This is a genomic window from Shewanella sp. SG41-3, assembly GCF_014164545.1.
GTDB classification, from domain to species: domain Bacteria; phylum Pseudomonadota; class Gammaproteobacteria; order Enterobacterales; family Shewanellaceae; genus Shewanella; species Shewanella vesiculosa.
Genome location: NZ_JACJFJ010000003.1, coordinates 477,985 through 503,569 on the forward strand (window position 1 = coordinate 477,985; position 25,585 = coordinate 503,569).

Consider the following 25,585-nt stretch of genomic DNA (forward strand, 5'->3'; position numbering starts at 1 on the left):
GGAGATAACACCCATGTTTACTGCTCAAACTTGTTTTAAGGTGGTTAGCTTTGGCTTATGGTGTGGCTTATCAATAGCCTTACTCAGCGGCTGTAGTCAAACGCCGCGCGAATGCTCATCAGCTATGCTAAGCAGCTGGCCCGATGCTCATCAACAAATCACCCAAGATATCTCAATCTTAACCACTGCAGAATTTCAAGGGCGCAAAACCGCCACGCAAGGTGCTCGCCTCACGCAAGAGTTCTTAATCAAACGCTTTACTGAAATGGGATTACAACCCTGGCAAGCAACATTTGCCGTACCATTTAGTTATGATTATCAATTTTCGACCGCCTCAGGAGTCAATATCATTGCCACTATTGCGGCAAAAACCAATTCCAACCGATGGCGAGTCATTACTGCCCACTTCGATCACTTAGGTCAAACAGCCAGCAAACGCTATCCAGGAGCCGATGATAATGCATCAGGTATTGCAGGAATGATGGCGATTGCAGCCCAATGGCAAGGTGATCCGCCGTTAGATGATGTGAACTTAATGCTAGTGGCTACTGACGCAGAAGAGCCCGGCCTATATGGTAGCTATGCTTTAGTTGCCTTATTACAACAATATCCACAAATGGAAATTGAACTGAGCATCAATTTAGACATGATAGGTCATCCCGATCGTCGCAAAGCCATTTACATGGAAGGCCAGAAAAACCTAGTTGATTTTGAATCGATTGAGCAAGAATTAATGCAAAAAACTCAATTATGCATTAAGACTCATCGCAGCAATTTGTTAAGTGGAAGGATGAATAAAACCGACTGGCTTAGGGCATCTGATCATTATCCATTTCACCAAGCGGGTTATCCTTGGGTGTACTTTGGGGTGCCACCGCATGCTCAATACCATACACCCGAAGACACAATCGATACTTTAGACATAGACTTTATCGTGGCGGTTGCTGAAACAGTGTATCAAATGATCAGTATCGATAAGCTGACCAAAGCCCCATAAATCGCTTAACCTGCGACAACAAGTGTTCACTTTTCAACCAATTAACAGATTTTAAAAATCAAGAATCAGGCCAATCTTCAGCTTTAATGGCCAAATTAATGTTTATTTTCAGTTTTTACGTGGTCAACTTGCAATCTTGCTGCTATAATACGCCCCCTTATCGGCGCGGGAAATCGACACGGGGTTGATTTTCTGTCTGTGAAACTTTAGCACGAGCTTCCGAACTTCGTGCGCATCCACAAGGCTACAACTCAATGTCATCTGAAAGAACTTTCCGCGAACTCGGCCTGTCTGAGTCTTTGTTGCGTTCGCTTGACGAGTTAGGTTATGAAAACCCAACTCCAATTCAAGCTGCGAGTATCGACCCGCTTATGGCTGGTAAAGATATTATCGGTCAAGCACAAACTGGTACTGGTAAAACAGGCGCATTTGCCCTGCCCTTACTAAACAAAATCGACATGAAAATCAATGCTCCACAGATTTTGGTGTTAGCTCCAACCCGCGAATTAGCGGTTCAAGTTGCCGAAGCATTTGGTAGTTATGCCAAATTCATGAAAGGCTTCCACGTACTACCGATTTACGGTGGTCAAAGCATGCAACAACAATTAAACGCCCTCAAGCGTGGACCACAAGTGATTGTTGGTACTCCAGGTCGTGTAATGGATCACATGCGTCGTGGCACATTAAAACTAGATAGCTTAAAAGCATTAGTATTAGACGAAGCCGATGAAATGCTAAAAATGGGCTTCATCGACGATATCGAATGGGTATTAGAGCACAAGCCTGCTGATAGCCAACTTGCATTATTCTCAGCGACTATGCCTGAGCAAATTAAGCGCGTTGCAGCTAAGCACTTATCTAACCCAGTAAATATCAGCATCGCGTCTAGCCAGACAACGGTTGAGTCTATTGACCAACGTTATGTGCAAGTATCACAACACAATAAACTAGAAGCGTTAGTACGTGTTTTAGAAGTTGAAAATACTGAAGGTATTATCATCTTCGTTCGTACCCGTAACAGCTGTGTTGAATTAGCAGAAAAATTAGAAGCCCGTGGTTATGCTTCATCGCCATTGCATGGTGACATGAATCAGCAAGCTCGTGAGCGTGCTGTAGAGCAGCTTAAGCGCGGCAAGTTAGATATTTTAATCGCGACTGACGTTGCGGCACGTGGTCTAGACGTTGAACGTATTGGTCACGTAGTAAACTACGATATTCCTTATGATTCAGAAGCCTATGTACACCGTATCGGTCGTACTGGTCGTGCTGGTCGTACTGGTATGGCAATTCTATTTGTAACCAATCGTGAAATGCGCATGTTACGCACTATCGAACGTGCTACAAACAGCCGTATTTCGCCAATGAAAGTACCTAGCCCTGAATCAGTTGCAGAGCGTCGTTTATCTCGTTTAGGCGAGCAAATCCAAGAAACCATCAACGGTGACTTAGATTTCATGAAAAACGCTGTCGCAGAATTATGTCAACAACTTGAAGTTGATACCGATTTACTGGCTGCTGCTTTGTTACAACAAGTACAGCAAGAACGTCCACTACAGTTACCGACTATTACCGAGCGTCAACGTGATTCACGTGACGAACGTGGTAGTAGCGACCGTGGTGACCGCAATAGCGACCGTGGCGATCGTCCACGTCGTGAACGCAGTGACCGTGGCGAGCGTAGCAGCCGACCAGCACCAAACAGCTTTGGTGATGCAGAAGGCTTAAAAGATAACCCAGACGTGAAAATGAATCGTTATGTTATCGATGTAGGTCGTGAAAATGGTGTTGGTGTAGGTAACATCGTTGGTGCAATTGCTAACGAAGCAAACATCGACAGCCGTTTCATTGGTCAAATCCAATTGTTTGATCAAGTCACAACAGTTGATTTACCAGACGGAATGCCTAAAGACATCCTTTCACACCTAAGAAAAGTGCGTGTTTGTGGTCGTCCTTTAAACATTCGTGAAGCGGGTGATGAAGTGTTCGCTGACACGACTCGCGGCGCAGGCGCTCCACGTCGTCCACGTAGTGATCGTGCTCGTAGTGACCGTCCACGTACTGACCGCCCAGCGGGTGATCGTCCGGCTAGTGACCGCCCTGCAAGTGCAGAACGTCGTCCACGTAAGCCACGTGACAACGGTTAATCATTCAGTTGAATGACACAAAAAATGGAGCCTAAGGGCTCCATTTTTGTTTTCTACAACATAGTCTTGGTTCAAAAAAACTAACAGTTAACACTAATTAATTTGGCTACAACAGGAATGTAGGCAATATTATCATTCTCGAATGAATTAACCCGATAGGTAATCTAAATGGATTTTTTACTCGTCGTTGCACAGATATTTGGCTCGACATTCCTTGACGCTACAAAATCAGCCAAGCAAGATAAAACCTTGCTATGAATGATGATAATTGGCGGCACACTATTTAGCGCATTTGGTTTAATGCTTTATTACCTCGCGCAACATAGTTAATGCCTAGCGACTATTTACAGTACAGTCATTAACGCTTTGGCCTGCTTACGCTTTTGATACAAGGGGACAATTTGCACGGCAAACACCGAGCACACAATCATAACGATGCCAGCAAATGACAACACATCAATATCGGCACCGGCAAATACCCCGCTCCACCAACCAAGATTGACCACAACTTCTGTCGCAGTAAAACTCAATACCGGTGTTAATGCCAACATGGCACTGACTTGTGCCGTGGGCCAATATTGCATTGCTTGACCAAAACAGCCATATGCAATCAAGGTGTTGGCACCACAAAACAGGACGATCCACCATTGGTTTAATGTCATTGCTTCAAACTGACTAAAATCACTAAATGGCGCCATAAGCACAATGCCTAATGCGTAAATAAATAACAGCACATTACTGGGTGATAACCGCTGACTTACCGATTTCTGCAATAATGCATAACTGGTCCACGACATCACCGAAAATTGCACAATCATAATGCCAATCAATACTTGATGATCGCTGGCTTGGTTTAAATCGAGCTGTGGATGGAAAAACATCAACATCCCCAATCCTAGGGTGGCAAAACAACTCAGTTGAAATGCGTTAAAGCGTTCTTTAAAAAACAGCACCCCGCCAAAGGCTAAAAAAAACGGTGCGGTTTGAAAATTAAGCTGCGCAGTGCCTGGGGCTAAATAGCCTAATGAATACACAAACGATACGTAGTTGCACATCAACAATACCCCAGCTAATACCAATTTCATCCATATCGCTGCCGGCAGTCCTGCAAATTGGCGTAATGCACCTAAGCGCCATTGAATTAACAAGGTCACCACTAATGCCATAACAAACCGAAACCAAGTCAGGGTAACTGGGGTAATAAAACCACCGGATAGCTTTAACGCAATCGGCAAAATACCCCAGAAAAATACCGCAATAGACACGAATATCAGCCCCAAACGGTTATTAATATTTTCTTGTTCGCTGTTCAATTGTTGTTATTCCAAACACTATTTAGGAAATGAATTTTGCCTGATTAACCTCACAAAGTCTTGAACAAGATATTGCTAAACTACCCAAAGATTGTTCGCATAACAAAAAAGCCTATTTCAACTCACCCTTTCCCGTGGCAAACCCGTTTAATGCAGGTAAAATAGCCGCCATAAAAACCCTATACGCCCTTCAACCTAAGGAACACTCGCATGAGTCTTGCTGATTCCGTTCTTGCAGTTAACAATGATTTACCTATTCGTACCGACAAGCCTGTTCACAGTGGCAAAGTTCGCAGTGTTTACTGGTTAACAGATGCTGATAGCCGCCGCTTAATTCGCGACAAAGGTTACGATGTACCTGAAGATACTCCACTGGCGATTATGGTGATCAGTGATCGCATTTCTGCATTTGACTGCATTTTTCATGGCGAAGGTAACTTGCAGGGGATCCCGGGTAAAGGAGCAGCACTCAATGCCATTTCTAATCATTGGTTTGGCTTGTTCGCTGAAAATGGTCTAGCCGATAGCCACATTTTAGACATTCCACACCCTTTTGTGTGGATCGTTCAAAAAGCTCGCCCGATTAAAGTGGAAGCGATTTGCCGTCAGTACATAACGGGTTCAATGTGGCGTGCTTATTCAAAAGGTGAACGAGTCTTTTGTGGCATCACCCTGCCAGAAGGCTTAAGCAAAGATCAAAAGCTACCTGAACTGCTAATCACCCCGTCTACCAAAGGTATTTTAACCGGTATTCCTGGTGTGCCAGCACAGGATGACGTTAATATTAGTCGCAGTGATATTGAAGCCAACTACCAAGCATTTGGCTTTGAAAAACCACAAGATATCGACCTGTATGAAGTTCTGCTCAAGCAAGGCTTTAAGGTAATATCTGATGCGCTAGCCAAACTTGACCAAGTGTTTGTCGATACCAAATTCGAGTTTGGCTATGTCAACGATAAAGACGGCAACGCTAAACTCATTTACATGGATGAAGTTGGCACCCCTGATTCATCACGTATTTGGGATGGCGCAGCTTATCGCGAAGGTAAGATTGTTGAAAATTCCAAAGAAGGTTTCCGTCAATTCTTGTTAAACCATTTTGACGATGCCGACATTTTATTAAACAAAGACAGAATGCCAGAACGTGAAGCGCTTGCCCGTGACAACGACTTGCCGTTAGAGGCTATGATGAGCGTATCACGCACTTATATTGGTGTGGCTGAAAAAGTAACTGGAGCCACGATTCCATTACCTGCGAATCCAAAAGCTGACATTATTAAAGTGTTACGTGAACAGTATGATTTAATTGAATCAATCTGAGTTTGCTTAACAAAAAGGCGCTTAGGCGCCTTTTTTATGTGTGCGAATCTGCACATAGCACGCAATAGCCGTAACGGGTTTATACACCATGGCTCATAAAAAAAGGATGACAGCTGTCATCCTTTTTTATTTATCATCAATTAACTACGATACCGATTAACACATCATTATTAACTACGACGGCGTAAGCCTAGTGCACCTAATAACATCAATGCGAAGTAACCTAAACTACCACCGTCACTGTCTTGAACAGGCTCTGGTGTTGGCGTAGGCGTTGGTGTTACTGGCGCAGGGTAGCTTAGTGCAATGATCACAGGGTCATGGTCAGAAGCTGAGAATGCACTTTCAGACTTAACCAAATCACCAGTGTATTTACTACCATATTCAAACAGGTTAGATTCAACTGAGTTGATGTGCCAGTCGTCAATATCGACTAACTTAGCTGCTAAGCTCGCATTACCTAGTGCATGGTCTAAGTTACCTAACTCACCGTTGTAGCTGTATGAGTAAGTCGTTGCACCATGAGCTTGAGTGTTTAAGTTAATTAACCCATAACCTTTATCAATTACACTGCCTTCACGCTCGTACACTTTACCGTTTAAAGTGGTCCAAGACGCGGTGCGGATAACATGATCTGTGGTTGACGCATCATAGTTAGTCAATACTGCAACTGGATCTTCTTTGCCATAAGCATTTAAATCACCAATAACCAGTATATCGCCTTCGACATCTTTTAATGACTCACCCAATACTTTAGCCGCTGATACACGGAAAGCATTACACTTGCCTTGCATGTCTGCTGGCTCAGCATTTTCATTAAACTCAGCCCAGTCTTCGATACAACCTGAACCTTTCGATTTTAGGTGGTTAACAACGACGGTCAGTTTTTCATCATTAATACTAAACGTTTGCACTAAGCTGTGACGTTGGAACTTATCAGAACTAGGGCTTTTCTCAACCACACCATCTTTCTCGCGAGTTTGAGCGCCTTCTGCAGCATGTTGCTCAGGCGTTGCAATAACTTTTGCTGCGCCGTCTAAAGTGATGCGCGCTGGGCGATATAACATACCAACGGTAATGGCATCAGTACCAATAAACTTACCGTCGTATTTGTCCGCATCTGCAATTTCGATAAAGCGATATGCTTGCTCATCGGTTAATTCAGCATTCAGTGCATCAACTAAATTTTGCACAGCACTTAGCTCACCAAAGCCATTGTTAGCGATTTCCATTAAGCCAACAACATCAGCATTCATGGCCACTAGCGCAGACACAATCTTAGTGCGTTGCAGAACCATTTCCTCTTCCGTTAGCGCGCCACGGTTACTGTTTGATGGATTGGCATCACCGCCAACAGCATCGTTAAAGAAATTCAATACGTTAAAGCTAGCGACGCGAATGTCACCCATGTCTGCCACAGTCGGCGCATCAGTGCGATCATTTACACGGATAAAATCACCCGCTGTAATGGTGTTGGTCGCTAAAATTCGGTATGAGTTGTAGCTATAACCAATCACACCTTCAAGGTTTGTGAGCTGATCGCCCACACGGATATAACCGGTCTCAGCATTAAAGTCAGGGAAGTAAGGCACTTCACCGTCTTTTGCTTTGAAGTCAGACTCTACAAATAACTGATTTACCGCATTCGCTTTACCGAGTGCGATTGCATCGGCTGAATTTGGTTCAAACACTTGAGTAGGCTTCATTAATGGCGCTTTATGAGACAACATCATATTATTGCGGTATGAATCATAATCGAAACTAAAGGTACGAGAAATTTTCATCTCGCTACCTGCATCTAGCTTCACTTTCATGCCTTCAACACGTTCTAATGCTTGTGCAAGCGTTTCACCATCGGCAACATAAAATGCACTGGCAGCAGGTACGTCACCCATTGCTCCCACTTCAAATTTTTGATCGTCTTTAATGTCTATCTGAGTTGAGCCGTAATACTCACTGACTTTACCTTGCACACACACTTCAGCGCCGGGCTGAATCGTGTCTGGTGCCGCTTGGTTCATGAAAACAAAAATACCGTCAGAAGTATAAGGTGAGTTATCACCTTGCATGTCTTGAATAAAGAAACCTTTGTATAAACTGTCACTTCTGGCAGTAACTATCCCTTTTACGGTTACTTCGTTAGCGGATGAAAAACTCCCCTCGGCAAGTAAAGGACTTGCATCTCCAGCACCTTGAACGTCATAAATATTAGTTAGCGTTGCACCATTACAGGTAAATGTAGATGGCTCTGGCGCAACCGCAGCATCAAGCGAACCTAAACCACTGAAAGTGTCTTTTTCTAATTCAACCCACTGGGTAGCATCATAGGTAGTGCTAGCCGTTAAGTTATCTAAATTACGTTGGAAGGTGGCATCTAACCCCCAGCCACTTGGCGTTGGTATTTCACCAATTACATCAACTAACACACCGTCTTTTAATAGACCAACAGCATCGCCACCATTAAAGTACAAGTTGCCGGTCATAGAGTCTGTGGCTGCCGGTAAGGTAATCGCTGCACTTGTGTGCAAAATCACTTTGACACTTTTTGCGGCTATCGAATCGGTTAACTCAACCATATCTAGCGCTGCTGTATCGCCGTCTTTATAACGAACTAATTTGTAACCTGTTAAATCAACCGCAACATCACTGTTGTTGTACAGTTCAATCGCTTTATTATTTGCACTACCCTCAACGTATTCACTTATCAATACATCTGCATTTGCCATCATAGGCAATGCTGCAGCAACTGCGAGTGAAACCGCCGTTAGTTTAGTCAGTCCTTTCATTTTGTAACCCCATATTTTGTAATATAAATGCTATTTTTTTGTAATATGCGGCGCGATTGTCCCAAAGTTTGTTTACAGAAAAAAGAACATAGATCACATTAATGAGGTAAATAAATTTGATATCTGATTGATTAACAAGTAATTTTATCCTTACAGAAAAACGACATCTGCGAATAAAAGAAATACATCAAATAAAACAATAACTAGACTCAGAACACGACTAGACATAATGACAACTTAACAAGATAAGTTTTGTAACAATTCTGTTGAAAATAAAATTAAAAATAGAATTATTTGTTTCATATTGGATTTTTTGGCGTAACATCAGCTTGAAAATGTAAGGCTTTTAGCTAACTATTACGCTAATATTGGCTGATTGACATGGCAGACACCGGATGAGCTGTCGACATAGATAATTCATTTAAGTTATTCGTGTTATTGTCGATATTGAACATGAACCAATGCCATATTGGTCACAAAAAAATACTGCCACGCTGACTATTAGTATCAAAACACTAACGGCTCATCTAGTATTCAAATTTATTGTATTTACAGGTTTAGGTACTAAAACCATGAAAGAAGTTGATTTCAGAAATATCGATAAACTCTTCATCAAAATGTCCATTAACGATAAGTTTTGGACGATTTTCGGACTATTCCTCATCATTTTATCAAGCGTATCGTTTAGCAGTTACTTTAGTAAAATAGACAACATTGAGCAGCAATCTCTGCATGTTTTAGAGCAAAAAACGGCCGCTACAGTACAAGCACTTGATGCGACCAATCAGCTAGATCAAGCCTCAAGTCTCGGCTTACAAGTATCGGGTCGTTTGCAAACCAGCTCACGCCAACAAGATACTGTTACTGCCGTTTATACATTAAATAACCAATATTATGCGATGAGTGAATCAGTCTATGGCCAAGAAGCCACGGCTAAGCAAGCTGCATTAGTTTCGTTATTGCTATCATTCTTGTGGGTGCTACCGTTTGCATTGGTGATTTACTGGAATGCCACCTTTATTGGTGGTGCCCTATGGGTGTTGTGGAGTACCACAGAAAAAATTGCCAAAGGTGATTTAACCTCTCGTTTAGGTTTCCATCCTGGTCGTGATGAGTTCGGTACCATTGGCTGCGCACTAGACAAAGCCATGGACACATTAACTGAACTTGTTGTTGCTGTGAAAAAAAGTGCCGGAACATTGCAAACCACTTCCAGCTCATTTGCCAATGATGCAGTACAAAGTGCTGAACAAATTGACTTACAGTATGCTTCGCTCGACTCAGTCGCTACGGCAATGGAAGAAATGACCGCATCTGCGGCAGAAGTGTCGAATATTGCCCGTAATTCGACCCAAAGAGTGGAACAAGATTCAGAATACACACGCCAGAGTTATGACCGAGCAAAACGTGCCATTAATGAGATTAAGCAGTTATCTAGCTACATTGAACAAACTTCAAACTCGGTCACTACCTTAAAAGTCAATGCCACCAATATTAATGAAGTCATTACCACGATTAATGCCATTTCAGATCAAACCAACTTACTGGCATTAAACGCAGCCATTGAAGCGGCGCGTGCTGGTGAGATGGGTCGTGGTTTTGCTGTGGTTGCAGACGAAGTAAGAACCCTTGCCGGTCGTACTCAAGCAGCAACGGTTGAAATTCATAAAATGATTGAATTACTGCAAAGTGAAACACTCAATATCGACAGTATTACTCGCGATACCGTCAAGCAAGCACAGACCAGTAGCGATCTAATTGCCAATATTGGTACCGATATTAATGCCATTTCAGAATCATCGAAATCGATTATGGACATGAGCTTCCAAATTTCAACGTCATCAGAAGAACAAAGTGCCGTAGCCAATGATATTGCTAAAGAACTGACTGAAATAAGACAGAAATCAAATATTATTAGAGGTTTATCGCAACAGTCTTCAAGCGGTGTTAAAGAACTATCAAAAGCATCAACTGATTTAGGTAAGATTTTAAGCCAATACCGCACAAATTAACTTATTTACAAATAGGTTTACTCCTATATCTATGCAAGATTAAAAACGACGGGTAATGGTTAACATTATCCGTCGTTTTTGTATTTTGCCATCAGCTAACATCCGCGATCACCTATACTTTACATACTGTTTATGAGTATACTTTTCACGCTAAATGGATCTATACCTTTTAGCCCGTTCAGGTATAATCCGCCCACTTTGACATCCCCACCAATATCGTTAACTTTATGTGTGAGATCATATGACAGTTGAAACTTTTAAACCCAAGCAAACCACCACGTTAGACATTCCGGTAAAAACACTTAAGGCCAATAGCCTGAACACAGAAACCACCGGTAATCGTATTGGATTTGTTTCATTGGGTTGCCCCAAAAACCTTGTCGACTCTGAACGGATCCTGACACAGTTGCGCACTGAAGGTTATGATGTCACCAACAGTTACGATAATGCCGATCTGGTAATTGTCAATACATGTGGCTTTATCGATAGTGCAGTACAAGAGTCTTTAGAGACCATAGGTGAAGCATTAGCGGCAAACGGTAAAGTGTTAGTGACGGGTTGTTTAGGGGTAAAGAAAGACGAAATTATCGAACTTCATCCTAATGTTTTAGGGGTGACTGGCCCTCATGCTTATGATGAAGTGTTAAAGCAAGTTCACCTGCATGTTGAGAAACCAAAACATAATCCATTAATTGATTTAGTGCCTGATCACGGCATCAAACTGACCCCTAAACATTACGCCTATTTGAAAATATCCGAAGGCTGTAATCACCGCTGTACTTTCTGCATTATCCCTTCAATGCGCGGTGATCTAGACTCTCGCCCTATTGGTGACGTATTAGGTGAAGCACAACGTCTCGTGAATGCTGGCGTGAAAGAATTACTGATTATTTCGCAAGACACCTCTGCTTATGGCGTTGATGTAAAACATAAAACCGCTTTTTGGGATGGTATGCCAGTTAAAACCCATATGCAGCAGCTTTGTGAGCAGTTAGCCAAACAAGGTGTGTGGGTACGTTTGCATTATGTTTACCCTTACCCACATGTGGATGACATCATTCCATTAATGGCACAAGGTAGTATTTTACCGTATTTAGACATTCCGTTTCAGCATGCCAATAAACGCATACTGAAACTAATGAAACGTCCTGGTAGTTCAGACAAAGTATTAGAACGCATTGCTAAATGGCGCGAGATTTGCCCAGAATTAGTGATTCGTTCGACCTTTATTGTTGGCTTCCCGGGTGAAACTGAAGCAGAGTTTGAAGAGTTACTCGACTTTTTAGAAGCCGCACAACTTGATCGCGTCGGTTGTTTTAAATACTCGCCGGTTAAAGGTGCTAAGGCCAACGACTTACCAGACCATGTCCCTGATGATGTTATGGAAGACAGATTACAGCGCTTTATGGCTGCGCAAGCACAAATTAGTGCCGACAAATTGCAAGCTCGAATTGGGCAAGAATATCTCATTCTAATTGATGAAGTAAACACCGAAGGCGCAGTTGGCCGCTCATACATGGACGCGCCAGAAATTGACGGAAAGGTCTATTTAACCGACGAGTTTGACGTCCAGCCAGGTGATCAAGTATGGGTACAGATTATTCATGCCGATGAGCACGACGTGTGGGGCGTGAAAGTCGAAGATTAATCCTCCTCAGTTGTAATGCATGCTCTACATAAAAAGCCGATATCATTGATATCGGCTTTTTGTTTGAGCTTATTTACTCATCAAGCAACATCATCACTACTCTCTTCACTGCCTGAGCCACAGCCTAATAACAAGACTCCCATTGCAGACATTATCATCAATCGACTTATTTTTTTGTGAAACATATTTACTCCATTAACCATCTAGTTACATTTGCAAGAGTTATGACACCCCTTGCCTGTAAACGACTGTCAAGAAAGGTAAAGTAGAGTGATAAAGCTCAAGAGCCAAATTAAAGCTAAAAAAAGCCTCTTAATCAATTAGATAAGAGGCTTTCATTGTTTGCATTTAAACCATAAATGCGTTGTTCAGCAAAAGGGGTTAATTCCCCGCGATTTTCATCTCGCTCAGTAAAATTCCGCCGGTACGGATTGATGAACGTAAATCGCGATCTTTACCTACACCTTGTATTCCCATAAACATGTCTTTTAAATTACCCGCTATGGTGATCTCTTCTACTGGGTATAGCACTTCGCCATTTTCAACATAGAAGCCGGCCGCGCCGCGAGAATAATCACCCGTAACGCCATTAACGCCTTGGCCCATTACTTCGGTAACAATTAAGCCAGTATTCATGGTTTTGACCAAGTCATCAAATGTTTGGTTTGAATGGCTTAAGGTCCAGTTATAAATACCACCAGCATGACCTGTATTGGTCATACCTAGCTTACGTGCAGAATAACTGGTTAATAAGTAAGTTTCTAATTGGCCGCGATCAATAATACGCCGATCTTGGGTAGCGACACCTTCGCTGTCATAATTAGCGCTGGCTAAAGCACCTAACAAATGTGGCTGCTCTTCGATGCTAAACCAGTCTGGGAATATTTGGGTATTCAATGCCTCCATTAAGAAGCTCGACTTACGGTAAATACTGCTGCCACTGATCGCACCAATTAAATGGCCCATCAGGCCAGTAGCAATTTCTGGCGCAAATAGCACCGGCATTTTCGCGGTGGCAATTTTACGTGCATCTAAACGGCTTAAAGTTTTGTTTGCCGCTTGTAAACCAACGGCTTCTGGAGACAATAAATCACTGTACTTACGCGCAACGGTATAGTCATAGTCACGCTGTAAATTGCCATCAGATTCTTCGCCTATCACCACACAGCTCAAACTGTAACGAGAGCTGCAATAGCCATTAAGAAACCCATGGCTATTGCCATACACTCTGGCAGCTGTATGCGCATTAGCGCTGGCGCCGTCTGAATTTCGAATACGACTATCAACTGATAAACTGGCTTCTTCAGCGCGAATAGCCAGCTGTGCCAGCTCTTCTGCATCGATATCGTGTGGATGGTATAACTCTAAATCGCGAATATCTTGCGCCATCAAAGCGGGATCAGCCAAGCCACTAAAAGGATCCTCTGAGGTATATTTTGCAATACCATCGGCGGCTTTTACCGCTTGGCGAATCGCCTCTGGGCTTAAGTCCGAGGTAGATGAGCTGCCTTTGCGACCATCGCGGTAAATGGTAATGCCTAACGCACCGTCTTTATTAAACTCAACGGTTTCAACTTCTTTTTCACGGGTAGAAACCGACAAACCTTGCTGCTTACTAATAGCCACTTCAGCGGCCGAAGTGCCTAACACTTTTGCGTATTCTAACGCGACAGCGACAGCATCTTTTAACGCAGATAATTCAGAATCAATTCTAGGTGTTGGTTCAGTTGCGCTAGGCGCTGAAGAAGGATGAGAAGCCACAAAATTACTCTTTGATTAGTCTAGTTGCCGCTAGCATATCAAATTCAATTGGCGATTGATAACCGTGCATTTATATCGCTCACTATCATCAATAAATTCTGCATATTCTAGGCCAAATAAATGCTATCATTAACGCATATTGACTTGAGGTTTATGACTATGAAAATTGTTGGCGATTCTGAACTGTTTCAGCAGCCCTATGATAATGATGACAACTATGTCAGCAGAACAGGCGTTAAAAAAGAAAGTGAGGATGCTCAAGCACTTGGCATGCGTTTAGTGGCCCTGAGCAAAACTCAATTAGACAAAATGGGTTTAGATGAATTCTTATATGATGCGATTCTAAAATCAAAACTGATTAAGCAAAAAACCGAAGCCTATCGCCGCCATTTGCAATACATTGGTAAATTGATGCGTGGATACGAGCATGAACCTATTGAAGCAGCACTCGATAAAGTGTTGAACAAAAACAATAATGAAGCTGCTCAAATACAGATTTTTGAAAAGATGCGCGAGCGTTTATTAGCAAATGGTGATGACGAGGTTCAAGTACTTCTGGATTTACATCCACAACTTGATCGTCAAAAACTGCGTCAACTGATCCGCCAAGCGAATAAAGAACTGGCTAAAGGCCCAGAATCAAAATCGTCTAAAGAGCTATATAAGTATTTAAGAGCTGAAATCAAAGACTAGGGCCATTTCAAAAATAGTCTGTTTAATAGAATAAGGATATTGCTAATGCGGCTAAAAATGATGACTCGCACACTAATGTTACTATTAACTTCAGTGTTGCTATTTACAGGTTGCAACGGTGCTGCGGATGGCACCGATGCTGACACGTCAAATGGCAGTTACAGTATTACTGTAAGCTATCAAAATGTCGTCAATGGCCAATGTGATGCCAGTACTGAATCTCTGATTTTTGATATCGATGGCAGTTTTTGTGCCGTTGCACATCTCAAACTCGGTAATGCTAACGTCAGCGGAGCCCTGATTACATTCAGTACTAGCACTGCCACAGTCACACCCGCTAGCGCATTAACATTATCTTCCGGCCTTGCGACTACGATTGTCACATCTGGCGGCATCGAGGCTGGTATTCTTAGCGCAACTTATTCACCAAGCGATGCTGACTCAGTTAGCGCGAGTCGCAATTATCAATTTAAAGAATACACCACAAGTATTCCTGCTGAAGCGATTCAATTAACAGCTTCAATTACAGATGCTACAGGTCCAATTACCCGCTTTAATCTTGATAAAACAGTGCAACTCAGCGCGTTACTTACCGACAGTAATAACCAAGGTATTGCTAACCAAATTGTCACATTCAATGCCGGTAGTGCGACGTTAACGCCCGCGACTGCTCTGACTAAAGCTTCAGGTATCGCCACTCTTAATTATACTCCGTCAGCATCAGAGTTAGGCGCCAGTTTATTAACAGCCACAACAGAATATCAAGGGGTAACCCTCAGCAGTACTAGCGCTTATGAAGTGTTAGCGACTGACGACATTGCCACTGCTGGCATCGTAAAAATGGGATCCATTGATGCTAATGGTGAGTTTGTCGAAGGAGAATTAGCCACAACACTAACGGCAGCAGCGGATGGTAGTTATACCATTAGCGCCGGTGGCACTTTTGGGGTTACCGCGACGCTCGTCAGCGAAGACACAGTTGGCAATATGACTCGCCTACAAAGCCCGACCAGTATTAGCTTTAGCTCAGACTGTTCCTTCAATGATAATGCCTCACTCGACTCACCTATCACCAGCTTATCTGGCTCAGCAAGCTCAACATTTTCTGATGTTAGTTGCAGTGGTAATAGTGAACGCAATGACACTATCATCGCGACCACTACTGTGAATGGCAGTAGCTTAAACGCAAGCTTACCTTTTATTTTAGCCCGTCAGACCTTATCTAACGTGAGTTTTGTGTCAGCTGACCCAAGCCAAATCCGTATCAAAGGTTCAGGCGGCACAGGCTCAACTGAATCATCCTTAGTCACCTTTTTAGTTTCTAGTGCGAATGGTCAACCTGCTGCTCAACAACAAGTAAACTTTAGTCTAGATACTACAGTTGGCGGTTTACAATTTGCTAATGGCGCAGTAACAGATAGCAGTATTACTAACGCTCAGGGCTTGGTCAGCGTTCGCGTTCAAGCCGGTACGATTCCAACACCTGTCCGGGTAATGGCATCAACAACTGATGCTGACACGAATAAAACCATTACCAGCCAATCAGAGCAACTCACCGTCAATACCGGAATACCACAGCAGCTAGGATTTAGTATTTCAAGGTCAAACGGCAATCCTGAAGCGGGTGACTACAATGGCGAGCAAGTGACCATTACCGCTTATGCCTCTGACAGTTTTGGTAACCCGGCACCAGATGACACGACCATCAACTTCACCGCTGAAGGTGGACAAATTGAGCCATCGTGTACTATTGCAGATGGCCGCTGTTCAGTTATTTGGACATCGGCATCGCCACGAGTAAGCGATCACCGTGTCACAATTATGGCTTATGCCTTAGGGCACGAAACTTTTTTCGATACCAACGGTAACAATGTGTTTGATGCTGCTGATGGCGGCGTGGTTAATGGTTGTTTAAATGGCACAACGTCAATTGCGTGTAGTGGTGATGGTATGGATGTTGAAACTTACCATAATGGTGGTTTTGTTGATTTACCTGATGCTTTTAGGGATGACAATGAGTCTCGCACCCATGACTTAGGTGAGCCATATTTTAATATTCAAGCCAGTACTGCGTATCAAGCGGCTGATGGTAAATTTAACGGCCCTCAGTGTGAAGGCAGCTTATGTGATAGCACTGCCACGACCACCTATATTCGTAAAGCATTGGTGTTAACTATGTCAGGCTCTAATGCGACGTTTGTTGTGAGTCAAGATGACGCTGTGATTAACGATTACACCAGTGATATTCAACCTATCGGATTAAATGCAATATCGACGTTTACTGTGGTGTTAACAGATAGTGCCAAGCAAATATTACCTTCAGGTACCATCTTAACCGTTGCCAGCACTGAAGGTGAGTTGCAGTTCTCTGGCTACAGCGTACCGAACGCAACATCGGCGGGGGGAACATCAACCACCTTTACCCTCAAAAATATCGGTACACCTGGCACCAGCCAAGTAACACTGACAGCAACGACGCCTAAAGGTGTGGTCACTGAACTGAAGTTTTATGTCAGCTTGTTATAAAAGACTGCTCTAGAGTGACTAAACAGCCTGCTCTTTTAGCAGGCTGTTTTTATTATTGGAATTCGTTGATAAGTTGTTACAATAAGCACGTTGTGCACTATGGAACTCCACTGTGCATAACGTTGAATCCAAATAGGTAAACAGGGCTAGTTTACTCATTCGAGGGCCAGAATACGCCTCTCGACGCATACTAAGGAATAATAATGCGCAAACTTTTTATACTTTCTACTTTGACCGCAGGCGTGCTTCTTAGCGCTTGTGCCGCTAAACCCCCTATCGTTGCACAAAACAAAACTGTGGTAGTGAATGACCAAACCATCATTTTTGGTGGCATATACGACAAAGAAAAAAACAAGCTACAGTTAATCGCTAATGGTGACACGATCATGCAAGGTCGATTCCCACCAATGACCCCAACCCAGCATCTTAACGCTAAGTTCAAAGGCATGGCTGTAAAAGGTGATTGCTATTTCGGTTCGGTATTAGGCGATCAAGGCGGTAGCTTTGGCGTGGTAGCGAGTATTATCCAATCTGCAAAATCAAGCACCGCTGATAAGTGCGATATCTTTATTGATGGCACTAAGCTAGAAACATTGTACTTCTAATCGAGTAGCAGCCATAAGCCCTAGCCCTGCTTACCTCCTGATGACCAAAGTGCTAAAAACATTGCACTGAGATGGTGCGATGTTTATTAGTTTAAGCACTAAAGCAACTCAAAATATAAATACCACATGTGTTAGTACTTTGTTTAAATAAGACTTTAAAGCATGGTCTGATCTTTGCTTTCACAATAATGATAATAAAAATGCACTACTGCTTAGTCGACACTGTTACTCCATTAAATGACTTAATTAGTCCTTGCTGAGAATTAAATGCTTCCTTTACACACCTCAATGCGTGGCCTACGTTGCTTTTGCGTCGCAGCTGAATGCTTAAGTTTTAAAGAGACGGCTAAAAAGCTGTACCTCACACCATCTGCCGTTAGCCACCAAATTAAGCAATTGGAAGAAACCCTCAATCTAAGCTTGTTTATCCGTCAAACCCGCTCGGTTGCATTAACTGAAGTTGGTGCACGGTTTTACCAAGCGATCGAGCCAGTGATGCAGCAACTGGTCAACACTGTCAGTGAATTTAATCAATCAGACAGAATGCTCGAAGTCAGTATTTCAATGCCTGAGTTTTTCGCTAGCGAGCTGTTTATGCCTAAACTTATTGGCTGGTCATCCAAATACCCCAATATCAACCTTAAACTCGAAACGATTAAATCGCGCAGTGATGTGATAAAACACACTGATGTATCGATTATGCTCTCGGGTAAACAGCAGCCTAGCGACAATGTATATGACCTATTTCCAATAACGTATATGCCAGCATGTAATGCACAGCTCCACTCTGAGCTATCATCACAAGGCTTTAAAGCGTTAACCAAGGTGCCGTTGATATTGCATAAAGCCAGACCCTACGCATGGCATCAATGGGCTGACAATATCGGCTTTGAGCAATTCAAACCCAAACAAATTATTCAATTAGACAGTATGTTCAGTGTCGCGCGAGCGGCAGAGCAAGGGCTTGGTGTAGCATTAATCCCCCTGCCTATCAGCCAAGCGTGGTTTGATAACAAAATCCTGATTCCATTATTCCCCCAGCCACTTTATAGTCATGACCGCTATTATCTCACCCGCCATTCCAATGAACAGCAGCGCCCAGAAGTGCAATTGCTAATAGACTGGATCCTTAAAAGCTTTCACGATGAAAGCCGTTAGGTGTCAAAAGTTGAAGGGCTTAGGATATCTGGCTCAGATTGAGATAAAAGCAGTTTTCACATGAGCCATGAAAATGATTAAAAATCGTGGTGCAGCTAAAATAACGGCTTGTCATAGGTTGAATTAAGCAATCCTAGCGATTAAAACTCGCAGTAATGTGACTTTTTTATACCTATTTACACACAACTTGCGCATCACTGGCGATATAAATCACAACACGCTTATGAAGTTCGTTATTGGTAACGTAACCACAACTACCGTGATACACCGCTAAATCTTTAGCGTCGATTCTATAGGTATAGACCCCATCTCGTTGTTGCGTTAGAGCATAATGAAGCGTATTACTCGTGCCTTGTTCAATTGAGCCAAAATCCAAATGAGTACTGGGTAAATCAATTTCAGCCAGAGTGATCTCGGCTCCCGAATTATTTACTATTGTGATACTCGGTAAAATATAAAAACTCGAGTAATAGAGCACAACCAAAAAAACAGTTACCGAAAATACAATTTTATACAAAAGTTTCATTATGTTTCCGCTGATAAAATACCGCTGTATGCAGTGGCTAAATATAGTGAAGAGGCAGCGAACATCGTCTGTCTCGTCCTTCTTGTCTTTCTTTTATATGGCAAAGTCTAGCAATTTTTTGGCGGTCAATATCATGCTTGATATTTAAAAATGGTCAGCGCAAAAAGAAAGCGAGAGGAGCAACATGTCTAGTTTGATAATCTAAGATTCACTCCAAAAAAGCAAACCTCAGCATAAATGACTCTTTTTGCCAACAACTTAACTGTGACATCAAGTCATAAACAAAAGTACGGGCCACCGATCAGCAGTATCTATTGAGTGATGTTAAATAAAGCATCGCAACAATCAATCAAGATAAACACGATAAAATACCTAAGTCGCTCACCATCACTGCACTAAGCTTGATTAACTTGTCGATATAAGTGAATTTTTTTAATCTATTAATGCGTTTTTTATCGTTTGTCGGCTTTAGTCCTTTTGACTAAAGTTCATCTGTAGCGCGGCGCTACGTAAACGTTTAAGGGAGCGACATCATGAAAAAAAGCATAGTTAACGGCCTAATGAGTGCCACATTAATACTGACAGCATCGACAAGTGTTATGGCTGACGAACAAGGCCATCACATCAATAGCAATGCCTACAAAATGGTATTAATTGAAGATGTACCAGGTGTTAACGCATTGCAATCTGGTGATGTTCAGCAAGGGCTCACAGCAACATTGTCTGCAAGTAAATACACAGTGGATGACTATTCTCGCAATGTGAACTTATGTGCAGGTTACGTGCAATTATCTGACATGGAAAATGCCGAAAAAGCCTGTGATGCTGCAGTGAAAAGTGCCCGTACTCAAGTCGCAATTGCATCAATGGTAGAGCGTGCTTATGCCTACAATAATCGCGGCATAATGAAGTTAATCAATAATGACAAATTAGGTGCATTAGCTGATTTTAAATATGCGGCAAAAGTGGATAACAGCAGTATTTATCAGCATAACGTTGAACGTTTACAAGCATCATTAACCAGCACACAAGACGGAATGATGTAATTGGACCCAGACCAAAAAACCGTCACGGTTCAATGCAATCAGCCAAACAGTTTTTTGTTAGTACATCTTGCTGAATGTGCAGTAATAGACAGGTCAATCAATACGATACCTGTCTATTTTTGTTAGCAGAATTGATTGACAGAACGTGAAACTGCTACAGCCTTTTTGTCATTTACACTCGATACTAATTTACACTCGATACTATGATGGAGTATTAACATCTTGCTGTTTACGTGCAATGGCCACTATTGCCATAGTGATAAAAACGGCGAATAGGCCCCATAATTGCAGCCATTTAGGCAACACGGCCGACCAACCTGCCCCTAATTGATTTAACTCAAGCATCCCCATAATCGCTGGCACAGCAGGAATAACTTGCGATGCCACTACCAATGGCTGTGGAATCAACGCAATTGGCCACACAAATCCTGACACAAATAAAATTGGCATAGAGACCAGTAAATACAATTGGGTGGGTAATTCACGCCGGCGGAACAAACTACTGAGATAAATACCTAACGACCCCGTAGCCAATAAAAAGGGCAACATAAATAAGCCTACTTCAATCACAGAGGCAACCACGCTGACTTTATACCAATAAAAACAAGCGCCTAAGTAGAAACTACTAAATAGTGCATAAATCATCATAAACACACTAAGTCTTGCAAGCACTAAGGTCACCGGCCGGACTTGCTGCCAGTAGCCCTGTTTACCCCATTGGCCTGCGCCCAAAATACCTGTGCCAATTAATAAGGTTTGATGCAAAATTAATAAAAATAAACCCGGTACCACATAGGGGGTATAACCCAAACTGGGGTTAAAAGCCGGCACCGAATTAATATGGATAGAATTAACAGCTTGCTGCGCTAACTCTGGGTTTTGTCCACGGGCGAGCAAACCTATCATTTGCACGTGTTTACTGGCATCAATACCTGCAGAAACTAAGCCTTCAACAATCGCAGAATAAATTAAAAAGTAACTCGCATCACCGCCGTAACTTAATGTCGCGCCTTTGCCCAATAACAAATTACGCCTAAAATCCGCTGGGATAACCAATAAACCGTGCGCTTTACCAGCATCAATCCAAGCTTGGGCTTGGTCAATACTGTTTACATTAGCGAGCACTTTTATCTTGGCACTGGCATCGGCATGACGTGTCACCAATCGGCTGAGAGATGAATTATCATGATCAACGACCACAATCTGCTGCTCTGTCGGCACCTGATGCAGATACGGTAACGGATAAAGCACTGAGTAAAATAATACGCCACCAAATAAGGTCACGACTATGGCTTTATCAGCCAGTATCGCTTTGCATTCTGCAACCATTAACTGCCAGAAGTTCATCACTTGGCTCCCAGACTAATTGACTTGCTCACGGGAACTTGAGGCGGTATTTTCTGAGCATGACGCCCCAACACATAAAGCAAAGGGATTAAGAGTAAAAAGCCCCAATATGAACTGATTTGCAGTAACACTTGTGGCAAGTTCACCCCGTAGCTCACCACACTGACATGAGAGTCGATATAGTGACTTGATGGCATAATCAAGCGCCACCATTTAGCCAATAAAGGCATATCATTAACTGGAAAGGTGATCCCCATAAACGCAAACGCAGGAGCAAATAAGGCAGTACAAAAGCTGACCACCCGTGCACTGTCACGCATCAGCATAAAAATAAATAACACGATCAACCACAACGCCATGAGCATGAACATCTGCGCCAATACCAAAAGCCATAACGAACCCGCTATCGGCATCGCCAAATAATGGTATAACCACAGCAGAATAAAGCCACCATGAATAAGCATAATGGGACTGTAGAACAGGATTTTAACCCACACCTTAGCCCAAAAATCTTTGGCTAAATAGTTACGCTCACCCTGCGGGAGCAGCTCCGCATTAACACTATTGACAAAAACCAGCATCGACAGCAACTGCCACAATGCAATCAATATAGGAGGAACCAGAAATCCGACATAGTTATTATTGCGATTAAATAGTGCCGTGGTTTGATTACTAATAGGCGTTAAACTCACATCGACTGTGGCTTTATTGGCTCCTTTGAGCAATAAATTTACTTCACCAATATGCGTTAAGCCCTCAGCAAGGCTGAGTTGTAGTTGGCTAGAGAGTAACTTGCCAACTAATAAAAATTGACTGTTATAGCGAATATCAATCGTGGGTTGTTTGGATGTTAATAGGTCTTTGTTAAGCTGATAAGGCAAAATAACTAAACCATAAACTTCCACTTTACGCATAGCGTCAATCGCTGATGCTTCATTAGCATATGCGCGAGGAGCAACCACGGCGTTTGCCGATAATTGCCGGGTAAGCATACGACTAATTTGGCTATTATCTAAGTCAACCACGGCAACCGGAAGCTGTCTTGGCAAGCCTGCACTGAACAACCACCACAGCGCAAGTACGCCGATGAGCGGAATATAGCTCACCAAGGCGAGTTGCCAAGGCGAATGCCATAACACTGTCCATTCACGCCGAAATAGATGCCTCATCAGCAAGCCTTATTAATGTTCGTTGAGCTTGTCGGCGCGAAATAATACCGACATCCCAACACGTAAATCGGCTATTTTCTGCTTAGGTGTCAGTTCCACCTCGAATGTACGCATATCAAAATCATGGCCACTTTCAGTGGAGCGCCAAGTGGCAAAATTGCCCATCACACTGATGTGCGACACGGTAAATTCAACTTGCTGCTGCAATGCGGGGATATCTAACATCACGCTTTGATCTTGTTTAAATTGCAATAATTGATCTTCTCGCACTTGTAATACAGCCCAAGCATCACTCATATCAATAATGCTCACTACCGGAAAGCCACTCGGTGCTAACTCACCCGCTTGTAACAGTACTTCACTCACCTCAGCTTTTTTAGGTGAACGCATTTGGCTATCAGCTAAAATTGCATTCACCTCGTTAACTGCACCTTCTGCCATACGAGTCTTGCCTGCCGCAGCCGCTTTGGTTTCATCGCGTGCGCCTTCGTCGGTCATTTGATACATGGCATAGGCTGCCTGTTCAGTATATTTAGCGGCCTGCCATTGGGTATAAGCTTCATCGCGCTTTTGCCTTGCGACAACACCTTCATCAAATAGATTTTCAATGCGCTGATATGTTTTTAGACTAAGCTCGGTGGCAGCTTGAGCTTTTAACCATTGCTCTTTAGCGGCTGTGACTTGTTGTTGTCTTGCGCCATTATTCGCTTGTTGCTGCATTGCGGTTGCGGCTTCTAGACCACCTTGAGCCTGCACTAGCTTAGCATCCAATTCAGGACTGCTGATGGCAAACAAAATATCGCCCACATCAACCTGATCGCCTTTGCGCACTAAGACCTGCTCTACCCGCCCTGGCACTTTAGAAGAGATGTTGTATTCACGAGCTTCTATTTGCCCTTGTAACACGCTAGGTTGCGGCGTAAAGGCCAGCATGACGCCATAGCCCAACAGTAATATAAGTAACACGAATGCAATGACCGCGATGATCTTGTTAGCCCGCATAAGCAGCCCCCTGAAGTTGAGTTCGGTTAATAAATTCATCGACTTGACCACTAATGGCCATCACTTTGGCATAGGCTTGAATATAGCGATATTTAGCCCCTAATTGCTGAGTTTTAACCGCCGTTAAGCTTAACTCTGCATCGATCCTATCAATTGATGTGGATAAGCCTTGATTGAAAGATAACTCTCGTAAACGTAAATTTTCAGTCGCTAACGCTAACGACGTATTCAGCGCATCGGCTTCTTCTTTAGCTTGCAGCATTTGCCGATAACTTTGATCGATCAGTAAACTTAAATCCTGTTTTGTTTGTGCTTTAGTGTATCGAGCTTGCAATAAAGCACTTTTGGCGGCTTGTACTTTACCACTGCGCCCATCACGGCTTATCAGCGGTATGCTCATACCCACACCTACCATCCAATCAGGTTCCACTTGTGAAAATAAGCTGTCATCTTCATACAAGGTATAGTTACCGTATAAATACACTGTGGGGTAATAACTGCCCTTTTCTAGGTCCACTAAGCCATTGGCTTGAGCTTCTTTAGCCTCAAGCAGTTTTAATGCCGGATGCTGAGTTAACGTCAGCTGGCTAAGTTGTGGCAATGACGGTTGCTGTTCCAGTAAAAACAGCGCTGAAATAGGATCGACTGAGGGAATATGCAACATCCGCGCTAAAGCTATTTCGGCCATCTCATATTGACGCTGGCTTTTACCCCTATTGACCTTGGCATTTTCTAACGCGACTTGGGCATTTAAGCGTTCAACTTTGGCTATTTGCCCTTGTTGCTCCAATTTTTGTGCATGGCTGACATGTAACGCTAACGAATCTACCAACTGATTTTGAGTATCAACTAAGGTTTTTGTCACCGACACCGCATAGTAACGATCAACTAACTGCAGAAATAACTCCCGCCGAGCTAGGGCCAACTCTTGTTCAGTTTCAGAAACTTGTGCTGCATGTATCCCTTGCGCAGCAGTAATTTTACCACCAGTGTAAATCGGCCACATGGCTTGCAAACTGGCACGAAATACATCTTGCTCAGTAAAAGGGGTAACAAACAATGAACTAGGAATACTGGCTAGGGCACCGCCAAGCGCTGGCGGTAAGGTACTGCTATCAAACGAGGCAAGTGGATTAAGATCATTGAGGTCAAGTTCAATCGGTTTTTCAAGACGGGTATAACTACCGGCAATATTCAAGGATGGGAAATTCAGTGCATCACCAGCGTCTTCTTCGGCTTTGGCGCGGTTAACATGCTGGGTTTTGGCTTGCAGATGATCGCTTACTTGGGTTAATTGCTGCCAAGCATTGCTAAACGTAATGGGCTCAGCGAAAACACTAAGATGAACAAAAAAAACACTCGAACACAACACCAAGCTCAATCGCCTCTGGCTATGTGGACTACTATGACGCTTTGCAACCATAAACACCTCTAGAGTTAATACTCTAATTCCTTGATGAAGTATAACTTAAAACAGTTATTTTCACAGCCACATAGATTATTAACCTGACTATACATATCCTTAAATAAAC

Annotated in this window: 18 protein-coding genes; 10 read left to right on the plus strand and 8 right to left on the minus strand. The window is 42.9% G+C overall.

Translation table 11 applies throughout. The features are described from left to right. Window positions 1-13: 13 nt before the first annotated feature. Both H5164_RS08130 and H5164_RS08135 read left to right on the plus strand, forming a co-directional pair. Entirely contained in the window at window positions 14-997 is a 984-nt protein-coding gene (locus H5164_RS08130; protein WP_182755533.1) for a M20/M25/M40 family metallo-hydrolase, read from the plus strand. 254 nt (window positions 998-1,251) lie between these two features. Then, window positions 1,252-3,141: a DEAD/DEAH box helicase gene (locus H5164_RS08135; protein ID WP_124015291.1), complete on the plus strand. Its 1,890-nt coding sequence runs from the start codon at window positions 1,252-1,254 to the stop codon at window positions 3,139-3,141. Window positions 3,142-3,485: 344 nt separating this feature from the next. Here the strand turns inward: H5164_RS08135 and H5164_RS08140 are convergent, their stop codons facing one another. Further along, a complete protein-coding gene (locus tag H5164_RS08140; protein WP_182755535.1) occupies window positions 3,486-4,454 on the minus strand; it encodes a DMT family transporter in 969 nt (322 codons plus the stop codon). A 210-nt stretch (window positions 4,455-4,664) separates the two neighbouring features. On the opposite strand from H5164_RS08140, the gene H5164_RS08145 reads away from it, so the two are divergent. Continuing rightward, complete coding sequence (locus tag H5164_RS08145; protein WP_182696882.1) at window positions 4,665-5,774, plus strand: phosphoribosylaminoimidazolesuccinocarboxamide synthase; 1,110 nt, start codon at window positions 4,665-4,667, stop codon at window positions 5,772-5,774. Window positions 5,775-5,944: 170 nt separating this feature from the next. Here H5164_RS08145 and exeM read toward each other — a convergent pair whose 3' ends face one another. Next, complete coding sequence (gene exeM / locus H5164_RS08150; RefSeq protein ID WP_182755537.1) at window positions 5,945-8,560, minus strand: extracellular exonuclease ExeM; 2,616 nt, start codon at window positions 8,558-8,560, stop codon at window positions 5,945-5,947. 572 nt (window positions 8,561-9,132) lie between these two features. Between exeM and H5164_RS08155 the strand changes: the two genes are divergently transcribed. Both H5164_RS08155 and rimO read left to right on the plus strand, forming a co-directional pair. Further along, a complete protein-coding gene (locus tag H5164_RS08155; protein WP_182755539.1) occupies window positions 9,133-10,572 on the plus strand; it encodes a methyl-accepting chemotaxis protein in 1,440 nt (479 codons plus the stop codon). Window positions 10,573-10,813: 241 nt separating this feature from the next. Further along, window positions 10,814-12,220, plus strand: a complete 1,407-nt coding sequence (gene rimO, locus H5164_RS08160) for a 30S ribosomal protein S12 methylthiotransferase RimO (protein WP_182755541.1) — start codon at window positions 10,814-10,816, stop codon at window positions 12,218-12,220. Window positions 12,221-12,601: 381 nt separating this feature from the next. Here rimO and pmbA read toward each other — a convergent pair whose 3' ends face one another. After that, complete coding sequence (pmbA, locus tag H5164_RS08165) at window positions 12,602-13,981, minus strand: metalloprotease PmbA (RefSeq protein ID WP_182723529.1); 1,380 nt, start codon at window positions 13,979-13,981, stop codon at window positions 12,602-12,604. A gap of 159 nt (window positions 13,982-14,140) precedes the next feature. Between pmbA and yjgA the strand changes: the two genes are divergently transcribed. From yjgA to H5164_RS08185, 4 genes are all read left to right on the plus strand, one after another. Further along, window positions 14,141-14,674 carry a ribosome biogenesis factor YjgA gene (yjgA, locus tag H5164_RS08170; protein WP_182741193.1) on the plus strand — a complete coding sequence of 178 codons (534 nt, stop codon included), beginning with the start codon at window positions 14,141-14,143 and terminating at the stop codon, window positions 14,672-14,674. A 45-nt stretch (window positions 14,675-14,719) separates the two neighbouring features. Continuing rightward, the gene (locus H5164_RS08175; RefSeq protein ID WP_182755543.1) at window positions 14,720-17,200 is read left to right on the plus strand and encodes an Ig-like domain-containing protein; all 2,481 of its coding nucleotides are present in this window, start codon (window positions 14,720-14,722) and stop codon (window positions 17,198-17,200) included. A 203-nt stretch (window positions 17,201-17,403) separates the two neighbouring features. Next, entirely contained in the window at window positions 17,404-17,805 is a 402-nt protein-coding gene (locus H5164_RS08180) for a hypothetical protein (protein ID WP_124015300.1), read from the plus strand. Window positions 17,806-18,072: 267 nt separating this feature from the next. Further along, window positions 18,073-18,963, plus strand: coding sequence for a LysR substrate-binding domain-containing protein (locus tag H5164_RS08185; protein WP_124015301.1), 891 nt, complete (start codon window positions 18,073-18,075; stop codon window positions 18,961-18,963). 172 nt (window positions 18,964-19,135) lie between these two features. Here H5164_RS08185 and H5164_RS08190 read toward each other — a convergent pair whose 3' ends face one another. After that, window positions 19,136-19,489 carry a hypothetical protein gene (locus H5164_RS08190; RefSeq protein WP_182755545.1) on the minus strand — a complete coding sequence of 118 codons (354 nt, stop codon included), beginning with the start codon at window positions 19,487-19,489 and terminating at the stop codon, window positions 19,136-19,138. 533 nt (window positions 19,490-20,022) lie between these two features. Here H5164_RS08190 and H5164_RS08195 point away from each other — a divergent pair. Then, window positions 20,023-20,535, plus strand: coding sequence for a hypothetical protein (locus H5164_RS08195; protein WP_124015303.1), 513 nt, complete (start codon window positions 20,023-20,025; stop codon window positions 20,533-20,535). A gap of 201 nt (window positions 20,536-20,736) precedes the next feature. Here H5164_RS08195 and H5164_RS08200 read toward each other — a convergent pair whose 3' ends face one another. From H5164_RS08200 to H5164_RS08215, 4 genes are read right to left on the minus strand one after another with little or no spacing between them, the layout of a single operon-like run. Continuing rightward, window positions 20,737-21,882 (minus strand): ABC transporter permease, encoded by a 1,146-nt coding sequence (locus H5164_RS08200; protein ID WP_182755547.1) that lies wholly within the window; start codon window positions 21,880-21,882, stop codon window positions 20,737-20,739. Then, entirely contained in the window at window positions 21,882-23,051 is a 1,170-nt protein-coding gene (locus H5164_RS08205; RefSeq protein WP_182755549.1) for an ABC transporter permease, read from the minus strand. Before H5164_RS08205 ends, H5164_RS08200 begins: the two co-directional genes overlap by 1 nt. Window positions 23,052-23,063: 12 nt before the next feature. After that, window positions 23,064-24,053 carry an HlyD family secretion protein gene (locus H5164_RS08210; protein WP_124015306.1) on the minus strand — a complete coding sequence of 330 codons (990 nt, stop codon included), beginning with the start codon at window positions 24,051-24,053 and terminating at the stop codon, window positions 23,064-23,066. Then, on the minus strand, window positions 24,043-25,476 hold the full coding sequence (locus H5164_RS08215; protein ID WP_259396770.1) for a TolC family protein: 1,434 nt from the start codon (window positions 25,474-25,476) through the stop codon (window positions 24,043-24,045). Before H5164_RS08215 ends, H5164_RS08210 begins: the two co-directional genes overlap by 11 nt. Window positions 25,477-25,585: the final 109 nt, after the last annotated feature.